This window comes from Arcticibacter eurypsychrophilus, from assembly GCF_001730525.1.
Classification (GTDB): domain Bacteria; phylum Bacteroidota; class Bacteroidia; order Sphingobacteriales; family Sphingobacteriaceae; genus Arcticibacter; species Arcticibacter eurypsychrophilus.
The window spans coordinates 315,128-328,542 of the sequence record NZ_MDFN01000001.1 but is presented as its reverse complement, the minus strand read 5'-3'; the positions used below and the strand labels follow the sequence as shown (position 1 = coordinate 328,542).

Here is a 13,415-nt window from a genome sequence, read left to right as displayed (position 1 = left end):
ATCGTTAGAGATCAATTTTTATATCAGGAGGGGGTTATTCCTCTTTCTAGAACAGGTACTTCAGGAATGCTCCTTAATATATTGTTGTATATCTGGCTATTCGTGCGTAGATACGAAATGATGTCTCTTTTTTTGCAGTGTTTAATTATTTCAGGATAATCTTCGTATGTTTTGATCACCCGGCTCTCAACCGTCTCTGTAAAGAGGAATGTATTTCGGGTTTTCTTTATTGCTAAATAATGCGCTCTGCATTTAGCAAAGGCCATTTTAATTTCCTTATGTGTTTCAATCAAATCTTTTAAAAGGAAATAGTCGATCGTATATACCACACTTTCGCTTTCTGCACTGAAGCTAACGAAGGATGACTTTCTTTTTTCAAAACTTTCCAAGTCAGTAAAAAAATCACCGGAACTCTTAAAAGAGAGTGTTTTCTGTGTGCCTGATAGCGAATACTGATATTCTCTTACTACTCCTTTAGCGATAAAGTATAAAAGTCTGTTCGTAAATCCTTCCCGTAAAATTATTTTATCTTTTATATAATAGTGTTCCTTGAAACAACTAAGGATTTCTTTTTTCTGTATATCAGTTAATAGTACAAAATGGTCAAGTGCTTTGAGAATTGCGTTATTGTGCATAATGGATACGAACAGTGATAAGGAAAGATTAAACAGTTGGTTGTGCTAAATTCTTTTTCTAAAATTAGCGATCAGTCGTTTAAATAAAAATGACTTTGGTCATTATAAATCATAATTTAACATGGTATTAAAGTAGTTACGGGTGGTAAATTGCCATTTTTTCAGTTATAGAATTAAAACCAGTGTTGGAATTGCGAAATTTGGATTATTTAATTTATTACTTATACTTGTAACAGGATTTCTGAAAAGGGCTATTTTGCACGCTAATTAAGTTGTGTGGTTCAATTGGAAGATGAAATAAAAGAATAACCAGGACGTGATTATGCATATTACCTAATGCATAAATGAAAAGGATTTAATATCTACCTAATAGGCAATTGATCCGCATCCCGAGCGGAGAAGGTGCGGACAAGGTGCGAGTTAGGTGGGGACTAAGTGCGTATTTTTTATATGTGAGATATTTGAAAAGATTAACTAAATTATAGGTTATAGCATCAACTTTATCTGGTGCACATAGAAGATATTTTGTACTAGCATAAAATATAGTTTTTGACCAATTTTAAACAGTATGCCTGTACTAAAAAGGCGTACGAAAATGTTGCCATTTATTGATTTTATAGCATATTATTAACCAAATATAAGTATGTCAGATAATTCGTATGATGCAATAGTTGTGGGCTCTGGTATCTCTGGAGGATGGGCGGCAAAGGAGCTAAGTCAAAAAGGATTCAAAACGTTGTTACTCGAGCGTGGCCGGAATGTAGAACATGTTAAAGACTATGTCAACGCCAATAAAAACCCCTGGGATTACGAACACCGTGGTGGCAAAACACAAGAAATGATACATGACTATCCCGTACTCAATCGGGATTATACCCTAAACGAGGCTAATCTGAGCTATTGGGTCAATGAAAAAGAAAGTCCTTATGTTGAAACAAAGCGATTTGATTGGTACAGGGGCTATCATGTAGGCGGAAGATCGCTTACCTGGGGACGACAGAGCTATCGGTTTAGTGATTTCGATTTTGAAGCCAATAAAAAAGAAGGTATTGCTGTAGATTGGCCAATTCGCTATAAGGACATTGCACCCTGGTATAGTTATGCTGAAAAGTTTGCAGGCATAAATGGTTCAAAGGATGGATTGGCACAGTTGCCTGATGGCGATTATTTGCCTCCAATGGAGATGAACTGTGTCGAGAAAGATGTTGCCGCACGCATAAAAAAGCATTATAATAATTCCAGAACTATGATTATTGGCAGAAGTGCAAATCTTACTGCCCCTCATCACGATCGTACAAACTGTCAGTATAGAAATAAATGCTGGTTGGGCTGTCAGTTTGGTGCCTATTTCAGTTCGCAGTCTTCCACACTTCCTGCAGCCATGGCTACAGGTAATTTAAGGCTAAGACCCTGGTCCATTGTAACCCGTGTCCTGTATGATAAGGATACTAAAAAAGCAAAAGGGGTTGAAGTGCTTGATGCAGAAACGAACGAAACAATTGAATACCATGCAAAAGTAGTCTTTCTGTGTGCCTCAACGATGAACTCAGCATGGATTTTAATGAATTCAGCTACTGATGTCTGGGATGGAGGACTGGGAAGTAGTAGCGGTGAACTTGGTCATAATGTAATGGATCATCATTTCAGATGTGGAGCCTCGGGTACCGTGGAAGGCTATGAGGATAAATATTATTATGGCAGAAGGCCAAATGGGATCTATGTGCCAAGGTTTAGAAACCTGTTTGGCGATAAGCGGGATTATCTGCGTGGATTTGGTTACCAGGGAAGCGCTTCCAGGGATAATTGGGGTAGAGAAATTGCTGAATTTAATATAGGAGCTGAGTTTAAAGATGCTTTATCTGAGCCTGGAAATTGGCGGATAGGAATAGGTGCCTTTGGGGAAACGCTGCCTTATCATGATAATAAGATTTCACTGGATAAGAAGGTAAAGGATAAATGGGGACTACCGGTATTGGCCTTTGACTGTGAGATCAGGGAAAATGAACATGCCATGCGCAAAGATATGATGATCGATGCACAGGAGATGCTGCAAGCGGCAGGTGTTAAAGATGCGAAAACATATGACTCTGGTTATGCAATGGGACAGGGGATTCATGAAATGGGTACTGCCCGCATGGGTAGGGATCCCAAAACTTCTGTCTTGAATGAATGGAACCAGGTTTGGGATGCTAAAAATGTATTCGTAACAGATGGCTCTTGCATGACTTCTGCCAGTTGCGTGAATCCCTCATTAACCTACATGGCGTTAACAGCAAGGGCTGTTGATTATGCTGATAAAGAGTTGAAAAAGGGGAATAATATTGCTTAAGCTTATTAAATAAAAATCATATGTCAGATCATACTATACCTTCTAAACCTGTAAGTAGTGAATCGAGAAGGACTTTTATTAAAAATGCGGCGGTAACTGCTGCGGCATTCATGATTGTTCCCCGGCATGTACTGGGGGGTAAAGGGTTTTTGGCACCCAGCGATCGTTTGATCGTGGCATCTGTAGGGGTTGGAGGTAAAGGGGCGAGTGATATCACGAGTATATTTCAAAGTGGTAAGGCTGAAATCGGGTACTTATGTGACGTGGACGATCGTCGTGCGGCTACCACCGTAAAGAATTTCCCTAAAGCTAAATATTATAAGGACTGGCGTGAAATGCTGGAGAAAGAGGCCAAGCATATTGATGGAGTAACGGTTTCTACGCCTGATCATAATCATGCTGTGATTGCTTTAGCTGCTATGCAGTTGGGCAAACATGTGTATGTTCAAAAACCGCTTACGCATGATATTTACGAAGCACGTGCTTTAACTAACGCAGCAAAAAAATATAAAGTAGTTACTCAGATGGGTAACCAGGGTGCTTCGGGAGATGGTGTGCGTCAGTTAATGGAATGGTACAATGCTGGCGTAATAGGGAATGTGCATACGGTTTACAGCTGGACAGACCGCCCTGTGTGGCCTCAAGGGATTCCATGGCCTCAAACCAATGTGTCGGTTCCGAAGGAACTGGATTGGGATCTATGGTTGGGCACTGCGCCTTCTAAAAATTATATCGATAAGCTGGTGCCCTTTAATTGGCGCGGCTGGTGGGATTACGGTACAGGTGCTTTGGGGGATATGGGTTGCCACCTGATTGAACCTGCGTTTCGTGTTCTTGGCTTGTCCTACGTTAAGGATGTGCAATGCAGCGTTGGCAGTGTTTATGTAGATGAGTTTAAACGGGGCTATTTTCCTGAAAGTTGTCCGCCTTCCAGTCATGTTACGATGACTTTTCCTGCCACTCCTAAGACAACAGGTGAGGTAACTTTACACTGGATGGATGGAGGAATTCAGCCTGAGCGTCCTGCTGAACTTGCCCCTACGGAGCTTTTTGGAGACGGAGGTAATGGTACTTTATTCATTGGAACAAAAGGAAAAATGATGTGCAGTACCTATGGGGCAGACCCAAGGTTGTTGCCTTTGTCGCGGAGTGCTACTGTTCAAATTGCTCCAACCATAACCAGAGTGCCGGGTGGTGCTGAAGGTCATTATGCCCAATGGGTTGAAGCTAGCATTGCCGGGTGGGGGAAAAAGGAGGTTAGTTCTCCCTTTTCTATTGCTGGACCGGTTACAGAAGCACTACTGATGGCGAACCTTGCTATACGTGGTTTTGATGTGCAAAAACCTAAAGCAGATGGTCAGGGGATGGATTATCCGGGCCGCTATATCAAGTTATTATGGGATAATGAGCAGATGAAAGTGACCAATTTTGACGATGTAAACCAATTTGTGAAACGGCAGTATCGTGAAGGCTGGTCAATGGATATTTAATTGAATTCTAAATCTTATGGATAGAAGAGAAGCAATAAAAAAAGTCGCCTTAATTATGGGCGGAACCGTACTGGGTGCCGAGCTTTTTATGCAAATGGGTTGCAACCCCTCGCCCGAAAAGGTGAATAATCTGTTTGATCAGGATCAGCTATTATTACTGGATGAGATTGCCGAAACGATACTTCCCCAAACATCCACACCGGGAGCTAAGGCTGCTAAGGTAGGGGCATTTATGACGGCAATGGTACAGGATTGTTATATTCCTGAAGATCAGGAAGTATTTATGAAGGGATTATCCGATCTGGATAAGTCGTTCGATAAAAAATATGGGTCATCATTCCTGGAAGGGGATTCCAGAAGCCGTACAGAGTTTTTAAAGACGCTGGATGAGGAACAGAAAAAATACGCTAAAGAGAAGAAGCCTGAAGATCCAAATCATTATTTTAGCATGATGAAACAGCTCACACTTTTGGGTTATTTTACCTCGGAAGTAGGTGCAACTAAAGCATTGAGATATCTGCCCATTCCTGGAAGGTATGATGGCTGTATGGATTATAAAAAGGGAGATCGGGCATGGGCAATTTAAAGATCCGGTTAGGGATGATAGGTGGTGGGCAGGGTGCCTTTATTGGTGCGATTCACCGGATTGCTGCCCGGATGGATGATGAGTATACTTTAGTGTGTGGTGCATTTAGCAGTGATCCGGAGAAGTCTAAATCTACAGGTAACTTATTAGGTCTGGCTACTAACCGCATCTATGATACCTATCAGCAGATGATTGAAAGTGAAGTGCGACTTCCTGAAAATGAACGTGTTCAGGTAATCAGTATTGTTACGCCTAACCACCTTCATTTTGAACCTGCTAAGCTTGCCTTAGAGTTAGGCTTTCATGTTATTTTGGATAAACCGGCCACTTTTACTTTCGAAGAGGCTCGTTTGTTAAAAGAAATCATTGAGCGCACTGGTAAATTATTCTGCCTTACACATACGTATACCGGTTATCCAATGCTTAAAGAAGCAAGGCAGGTAGTCGCTTCAGGCAGACTTGGTGAGATTAGAAAAGTGTATGTCGAATACCCACAAGGCTGGTTAAGCCGGTTTGAGGAGGGGACGGATAATAAGCAGGCACTCTGGAGAACGGATCCGGCGAAGAGTGGAGTTGCCGGTGCCATGGGTGATATTGGGACGCACGCTTTTAATCTGGCTGAGTATGTGAGCCAACTACAGGTAGTTAGCATTTGTGCAGATATTAACACTGTGGTGAGGGGTAGGCAGCTGGATGATGATGGAGCTGTTTTGATGAAGTTTTCAAATGGTGCTAGCGGAGTACTTATTGCTACACAAGTTGCTGCTGGAGAAGAAAATAATATTAGAATAAGGGTTTATGGAGATGAGGGAGGTTTGGACTGGCAGCAAAATGATGCCAATACGCTTCTGCTGAAATGGCTTGATAAACCTACAGAAATACTGCGTACAGGTGCTTCCTATTTAAGCTCGTATGCAACACATAATTCACGAACTCCTGCAGGTCATCCTGAAGGGTATCTGGAGGCATTTGCCAATTTATACAGGAACTTTGCACTGACTGTCCGTGCGCAATTGATGAATGATAAACCTCAGAAGGAATGGCTTGACTATCCGGGAATAGAGGATGGAATACGAGGAATGGCCTTTATTGAGCATGTTATTGCCTCTGGTCAGTCGGAAACTAAATGGTTAGACTTTAACGTATAAATAATGAGAACAATAAATGGTCCGGCTGTTTTTTTAGCTCAGTTTATTGGAGCTGAAGCTCCTTTTAATAGTTTGAAATCTATATGTGCCTGGGCAAAAGAAATGGGATTTGAGGGTGTACAGATTCCTACGACAGACAGCCGTTTTATAGACCTGCAAAAGGCTGCTGAAAGTAAGACCTATGCAGATGAAATAAAAGGAACGGTCGAAGAGGCGGGACTTCAAATTACTGAATTATCGACTCATCTACAAGGGCAATTGGTAGCTGTTAACCCGGTTTACGATCTTTTATTCGATGGCTTTGCACCCGAAAAGTATCGGAATAACCCTTCCGCAAGAAAGGAATGGGCTATCCAGCAGTTAAAATTTGCTGCACAGGCTTCGTATAACCTTGGGTTAAAGGCCCATGCTACTTTTAGTGGTGCCTTATTGTGGCCGTTAGTCTATCCCTGGCCACAGCGTCCGGCTGGAATAGTGGAAGAGGGGTTTACTGAGCTTGCCAAACGCTGGAGCCCTATTCTGGACGTATTTGATAGCTATGGCGTTGATTTATGTTATGAAATACATCCCGGGGAGGATCTTCACGATGGTATAACGTATGAAATGTTCCTTGAAAAAGTGAATAATCATCCACGGGCAAGTATTTTATATGATCCTTCGCATTTTGTTCTGCAGTGTTTGGATTATTTGGCATATATCGATCATTATCATGAACGGATCAAGATGTTTCATGTAAAAGATGCAGAGTTCAATCCTACAGGTAAACAAGGGGTGTATGGTGGATATCAATCCTGGGTAGACCGGGCTGGAAGGTTCCGTTCTTTAGGTGATGGCCAGGTAGATTTCAAAGCTATTTTTAGTAAGTTAACGGCTTATGATTTTGAAGGTTGGGCTGTTATGGAATGGGAATGCGCATTGAAGAACGCAGATGATGGAGCAAGAGAGGGCGCGAAATTTATAAAAGATCATATTATTCGAGTTACGGATAAGGCTTTTGATGACTTTGCCAGCAGTGGTACAAATGAGGAGCTAAACAGGAGAATTATAGGCTTGGACTAATTGAAAATAAAATTAATTTTTCTGGGTCTAAAATCTGCAAGAATTAAAGAGCCCATATTAATAAGATTAGAATAATCAAAATTCAACAACTGCAAGAATCAGGCAAACTATTTAAATTGACTTAGAGAAATCAAAATTTAAAATCAGCAAGATCAATGATGAAAAACATAATACCTCTGTTGTGCCTCAATGTACTGCTAATTTCCTGTACATCTCAATCGGAAAAGAGTACAAGCGGTGATTCTATAGGTGCTTCAGACATGGCTGCTGTTACCCGGCAGTCAGAAGTGGATACGAATGTGAATGACCTGGGAACAAACCGCAATGCCGGGTTGCCTCCTCAAGGCGCTTATGAAAAAGGTGCCCAGTTAATTAAATCGTCCGATTGTTTAAGCTGCCATCAGGAGAAAGTTAAATTGGTGGGTCCCTCTTATGTTGATGTGGCTAAAAAGTATCAGCCAACTGATGACAATATCAACCTGCTGGCTGATAAAATTATCAAAGGAGGAAGCGGGGTCTGGGGTGATGTGCCTATGACATCTCATCCTGCAATCAGTGATCAGGATGCTCATGAAATGGTAAAATATATACTCTCTTTAAATTAAATGACTCTATGAAAAAAGTATGGTTAACAGTTTCAACGCTATTTATTATTTTGGGAATTACCGCTTTTAATAAACCAGATGAGGTAGAGAAAGCCTCTAAAGTGTCTTCTACTCATGCGGGTCCCTGGAAAGTATTATTTGACGGGCAATCTACAGAAGGTTGGCACTCTTATGGTAAAACTACAGCAGGTGCTGCCTGGAAAGTTCAGGATGGCGCACTCCATTTGGATGCTGCTGCAAAGGCAGCCGGTGTCGCAGGTGGAGATTTGGTTACTGATCAAGAGTTTAAAGACTTTGATCTGATGCTGGAATGGAAAATATCAGCAAAAGGAAATAGCGGAATTATCTTTTATGTTCATGATGATCAGGCAAAATATCCGGATACCTATAATACTGGTCTGGAAATGCAGGTGCTGGATAACGATGGACATGATGATGGAAAAATTCCTAAACATAGAGCAGGTGACCTTTACGACCTGGTAGCAAGCAGTACCGAACCTGTAAAGCCTGTAGGAGAATGGAATAAAGCAGAAATTGTTAGCAAAAAAGGCAAACTTGATTTATATCTGAATGGTATAAAGGTGGTATCAACAACTTTGTGGAATGAGGACTGGAAAAAATTGGTTGCAGGAAGTAAGTTTGCTTCCATGCCTGATTTTTCAATATACAAATCGGGTAAGATCGCTTTACAAGACCATGGAAACGAGGTTTGGTATCGTAATATTAAGATTAGAAAACTTTAACTAAGCAGAATGACTTCGTCCAACCGCATTAAACTTTCCACTATGATGTTCCTGGAGTTCTTTATCTGGGGAGCATGGTTTGTTACATTAGGGACATTCCTGGTCAAGGATTTGAGTGCATCGGGCACACAGACCAGTTTGGCCTATCTTACACAGTCTATAGGCGCCATCATTGCGCCTTTCATCATAGGATTGATTGCCGATCGTTATTTTTCGGCTCAAAAGATCCTGGGTGTGTTGCATATTTTAGGAAGTATTTTGTTGTGGGCAGCCTCAACCGCTGTGGGCTTTGACGGGTTTTTCCCCATCATTGTGGTTTATATGATTGTATATATGCCGACCCTGGCGTTGGTCAATTCAGTTTCTTTCCGACAGATGAACAATCCAGCGAAGGAATTTCCCCCTATTCGGGTGTTAGGTACAATTGGTTGGATCGTTGCAGGACTTATAATAGGCTATTTGAATTGGGAACAAGCCAATCAGCTCTCCCTTACCTTCAAAATGGCATCTGTAGCTTCAGGAATACTTGGCTTACTTAGTTTCTTTTTGCCTGCCACGCCTCCTGTGAAAAGATCAGATAAGGTTACTGTAGCTGAGGTTTTAGGACTGGATGCTTTGCGGCTGTTAAAGAATAAGTCCTATCTGCTGTTCTTTCTGTCCTCTATAGCGATATGTATTCCACTTGCTTTTTACTACAACTTCACTAACCTGTATTTGAATGAAGCCGGTATGAAATCAGCGGCAGCCATACAGGCATTAGGACAAGTTTCCGAAACGGTATTTATGCTTCTAATCCCGGTATTCTTTTTAAGGCTGGGAGTGAAAAAAATGCTGGCTATTGGTATGCTCGCATGGGTATTGCGCTACCTGTTTTTCTCTTTTGGAAACGTAGATGCTAATTATTGGATGCTGATTATGGGTATTGTGCTGCATGGCGTATGTTATGATTTCTTTTTCGTTACCGGACAGATCTATACGGATGCCCTTGCCGGAGAACGTTTTAAAAGTGCAGCACAGGGTATTATCACTCTTGCAACCTATGGTGTGGGTATGATGATTGGTTCATTAGTATCCGGGCCGGTTGTGGATGCATACATCACCTCCGAAGGTCATGACTGGCATATCATTTGGCTGATCCCTGCAGCTATAGCGGCAGTTGTGATGCTACTTTTTATTATTTATTTTAAAGATAATAACAAGCAGCCCCAAGAGATCCATGAAAGTTTAAATGAACAAAGATGAATAGCACCAGAAGATCAGTAATTAAAACACTTCTTGCAGGCACGGCCGCAATTACCACTTCCTCTATGACATCCTCGTATGCAGCATCAGAACAAAACGCACCTTATAAGCTTAAAGGAAATATTAACCATTCTGTATGTCGCTGGTGTTTTAATGATATGTCGGTTGAAGAGCTATGTCAGGTAGCCAACACTTTAGGGATGAAAGCGATTGATCTCGTAGGTCCTAAAGACTGGCCGACTCTTAAAAAGTATAATCTGTATTCCTCCATGTGTAATGGTGCGGAAATTAATCTTACAGACGGATGGAATACTCTGGCATATCACCCTGTTCTGATTAAAAACTATATGGAGATGATTCCGCTTGTTGCGAAAGCAGGGTATAAAAATCTCATCTGTTTCAGTGGAAGCAGGAGGGGGATGGATGATGAAACCGGACTTAAAAACTCGACTGATGGATTAAAAAAGGTAATGGCTCTGGCAGAAAAGCATGGAGTCGTACTGGTTATGGAACTGTTAAACAGTAAAGTTAACCACAAAGACTATCAATGTGACCGTACCTCATGGGGCGTAGAGCTGGCAAAAAGAATAGATTCCAATAATTTTAAATTGCTGTATGATATCTATCATATGCAGGTCAATGAGGGAGATGTGATCCATACTATTAGGGAAAATCACGCTTATATTGCACATTACCATACAGCTGGGGTTCCGGGAAGGAATGAAATTGACGACACACAGGAATTGTATTACCCTGCAATAATAAAAGCAATTAAAGAAACTGGTTTTAAAGGCTATCTGGCTCAGGAATTTATTCCTCTACAGAAAGATAAAGTGGCCTCATTACGTAAAGCCCTCGAAATTTGTGATGTATAAAATTAACATAATATGACTAGCAGAAGATCTTTTATTCAACAAACAGCTATGGCAGCAGCAGGCGCTTTGGTTTTGCCACATTTATCTTGTGTGGCTTCAGCTCAAACCAAAAAGGTAGGACTTCAATTATATACATTAAGGGACGAACTCCCTAAAGACCCACGAAAAGTGATTGCTCAAGTTGCGGCAGCCGGATACGAAGAGGTAGAACTATTTGGGTATGCGAATAATAAGTTCTGGGGTTTATCTCCTCAGGAATTGGAACAGATACTCAAATCAAATGGATTACATGCCATAAGTGGTCACTATGATTTTACAGATTTCCTTGGTCCGGAAGGGAAAACGGACAAGCTAAATAGTTACATAGAGGCAGCGACAACACTGAAACATCAGTACCTGGTGGTTCCCTATCTAGCTGACAATTTACGTCAAACTGCTGATGATTATAAAAAATTGGCAGCTAAATTTAATCAAGCAGCAGAAATATGTAAAAAAGCAGGCCTCCGCTTTGGTTATCACAATCATGCTTTCGAATTTCAGGATTTTAATGGTGTTACCGGTTATGAGATTCTTTTGAGGGAGACTGATCCGGATTTAGTAAAATTTGAAATAGACCTGTATTGGATTGTAAAAGCAGGCAAAGATCCTGTTGAACTCTTTAAAAAATATCCAGGTAAATTTTCACTATGGCATGTGAAAGATATGGATAAAGTTGATTCGACAAAGAACACCGAAGTTGGCAATGGTTCCATAGATTATAAAAAAATATTCGCTTCGGCTAAACTAGCCGGCCTTGAGCATAGTATTGTAGAGCAGGAGAATTTTTCTATAGATCCGTTCGTTAGTATAAAAGAAAGTGCAAATTATACGGCTAAAGTATTAATTCCAGAGTTAGGATAAGATTGATATATACCCTTTGTTATATGAAATTTGAATAGACAGGATTAGTTTATGTCCTGTCATTCTTTTTATGGGTGTCGGTTGTTATATCAATATTATCTCTTATTATTGGGTAAAATAACCTGTTATGTCCGAAAATCACAAACACACCTATATCCAGATTCACCCAATTGATAATGTACTGGTTGCCCTTACAGATCTTAAGGCTGGAACCAATATAGAATTCAACGGTGTACAATTCAATTTAGTGAGTGATGTATCGGCTAAACATAAATTTACCTTAAGAAAGCTGGAAGAAGGTGCTCCCATTTTTATGTATGGAGTACTTGTTGGCAAAACATGTATGGCTTTACCTCAAGGCATTTCCTTAACCGTTCATAATATTAAACATGCCTCCGAAAGCTTTGCATTAGGTAAGCGTAAAACGAAATGGACGATACCAGATACCTCACGCTTTGAAAACGCAACTTTTATGGGATATCATCGTGAAGATGGATCTGTAGGAACGGCTAACTATTGGCTGATTATCCCTTTGGTGTTTTGCGAAAATAGAAATGTAAACATGATTAAGGAGGCCCTTACAGAAAAGCTGGGCTTTAAAAAGCCCAGGGGATATGAAACTGAAGTGGATAGCCTCCTCGCAATGTATCAAACCGGTAAAACGGTAGAGGAAATATTACAGGCTGATTTGCAAAAGTCGCCTCATGAATTGAGTTCAGGAAAGATCTTTCCTAATATCGATGGGATAAAATACCTCAGCCATGATCTGGGTTGTGGAGGAACACGAACTGACTCAGATGCGTTATGCGGACTCCTTGCCGGTTACATTACGCATCCTAATGTAGCTGGGGCTACAATTTTAAGTTTGGGTTGTCAGCATGCCCAGGCGAGTATCTTAAAAGCCGAAATCGATAAGCGTGATCGCTCATTTAATAAACCGCTTTATATACTGGAACAGCAGCAGATTGGTACTGAAGAAAAGATGCTCCAGTTGGCTTTGAAACAAACCTTTACCGGCTTAATGCAGGCCAATAAAGCAGAACGAAGTCCCGCTCCACTATCTAAATTAGTAGTAGGTCTTGAATGTGGCGGTTCTGATGGCTTTTCAGGAATTTCAGCAAACCCTGCCCTTGGCACGTTATCCGATATATTAGTCAGTCTGGGAGGGAGCGTAGTTCTGGCAGAGTTCCCCGAATTATGTGGTGTCGAGCAAGAAATGAGTGACCGCTGTACAGATGAAACCCTGGCAAATAAATTCATGCAACTCATGCGCACCTATAATGCAAGGGCAGAGGCTGACGGCTCTGGCTTTTTTGCAAATCCTTCTCCTGGAAATATTAAGGATGGCTTAATTACGGATGCGATTAAGTCTGCGGGGGCAGCTAAAAAGGGTGGTACTTCTCCTGTTACGGACGTACTAGATTATCCGGATAAAGTTACAAGAAAGGGTCTCAACCTCTTATGCACCCCTGGTAGTGATGTGGAAAGTACTACTGCGGAAGTTGCATCGGGTGCCAATATCGTATTATTTACAACGGGACTAGGTACCCCAACTGGCAATCCCATTGCACCGGTAATTAAAATAGCGACTAATACGAACCTGTATAACCGGATGCCCGATATTATTGATATCAACTGCGGAACGATTATAGATGGCGAAGAAAATACAAAACAAGCTGCGGAAAGAATTCTTGACTATGTTATTCAAGTAGCAAGCGGAGCTATTCAGCCTAAAGCAGTTGTTTTAGGTCAGGACGATTTCATTCCCTGGAAAAGAGGGGTTTCATTATAAATCAAAACAAA

12 protein-coding genes are annotated in these 13,415 nt (G+C 41.1%); 11 read left to right on the top strand and 1 reads right to left on the bottom strand.

The features are described 5' to 3' along the window. Positions 1–23 precede the first annotated feature (23 nt). Positions 24–635, bottom strand: a complete 612-nt coding sequence (locus BFL47_RS01380; RefSeq protein ID WP_069657988.1) for a Crp/Fnr family transcriptional regulator — start codon at positions 633–635, stop codon at positions 24–26. Between the two features lie 643 nt (positions 636–1,278). Here BFL47_RS01380 and BFL47_RS01375 point away from each other — a divergent pair. The 11 genes from BFL47_RS01375 (at position 1,279) to BFL47_RS01325 (ending at position 13,404) form a co-directional block, all read left to right on the top strand. Continuing rightward, positions 1,279–2,964, top strand: a complete 1,686-nt coding sequence (locus BFL47_RS01375) for a GMC oxidoreductase (protein WP_069657987.1) — start codon at positions 1,279–1,281, stop codon at positions 2,962–2,964. A gap of 20 nt (positions 2,965–2,984) precedes the next feature. Next, complete coding sequence (locus BFL47_RS01370; RefSeq protein WP_069657986.1) at positions 2,985–4,454, top strand: Gfo/Idh/MocA family protein; 1,470 nt, start codon at positions 2,985–2,987, stop codon at positions 4,452–4,454. Between the two features lie 16 nt (positions 4,455–4,470). After that, positions 4,471–5,040 (top strand): gluconate 2-dehydrogenase subunit 3 family protein, encoded by a 570-nt coding sequence (locus BFL47_RS01365; RefSeq protein WP_069657985.1) that lies wholly within the window; start codon positions 4,471–4,473, stop codon positions 5,038–5,040. After that, the gene (locus BFL47_RS01360; RefSeq protein WP_069657984.1) at positions 5,028–6,188 is read left to right on the top strand and encodes a Gfo/Idh/MocA family protein; all 1,161 of its coding nucleotides are present in this window, start codon (positions 5,028–5,030) and stop codon (positions 6,186–6,188) included. Before BFL47_RS01365 ends, BFL47_RS01360 begins: the two co-directional genes overlap by 13 nt. A gap of 3 nt (positions 6,189–6,191) precedes the next feature. Next, positions 6,192–7,247, top strand: a complete 1,056-nt coding sequence (locus BFL47_RS01355) for a sugar phosphate isomerase/epimerase family protein (RefSeq protein ID WP_069657983.1) — start codon at positions 6,192–6,194, stop codon at positions 7,245–7,247. A gap of 155 nt (positions 7,248–7,402) precedes the next feature. Then, entirely contained in the window at positions 7,403–7,852 is a 450-nt protein-coding gene (locus BFL47_RS01350) for a c-type cytochrome (protein WP_245681266.1), read from the top strand. Between the two features lie 8 nt (positions 7,853–7,860). Next, the gene (locus tag BFL47_RS01345; protein WP_069657982.1) at positions 7,861–8,595 is read left to right on the top strand and encodes a 3-keto-disaccharide hydrolase; all 735 of its coding nucleotides are present in this window, start codon (positions 7,861–7,863) and stop codon (positions 8,593–8,595) included. Between the two features lie 9 nt (positions 8,596–8,604). Next, complete coding sequence (locus BFL47_RS01340; protein ID WP_069657981.1) at positions 8,605–9,837, top strand: nucleoside permease; 1,233 nt, start codon at positions 8,605–8,607, stop codon at positions 9,835–9,837. After that, on the top strand, positions 9,834–10,712 hold the full coding sequence (locus BFL47_RS01335; protein WP_069657980.1) for a hydroxypyruvate isomerase family protein: 879 nt from the start codon (positions 9,834–9,836) through the stop codon (positions 10,710–10,712). The genes BFL47_RS01340 and BFL47_RS01335 overlap by 4 nt, the downstream gene beginning before the upstream one ends. 12 nt (positions 10,713–10,724) lie before the next feature. Then, positions 10,725–11,612: a TIM barrel protein gene (locus tag BFL47_RS01330; protein WP_069657979.1), complete on the top strand. Its 888-nt coding sequence runs from the start codon at positions 10,725–10,727 to the stop codon at positions 11,610–11,612. 127 nt (positions 11,613–11,739) lie between these two features. Then, positions 11,740–13,404, top strand: coding sequence for a UxaA family hydrolase (locus BFL47_RS01325; protein WP_069657978.1), 1,665 nt, complete (start codon positions 11,740–11,742; stop codon positions 13,402–13,404). The last annotated feature ends 11 nt before the right edge of the window (positions 13,405–13,415 follow it).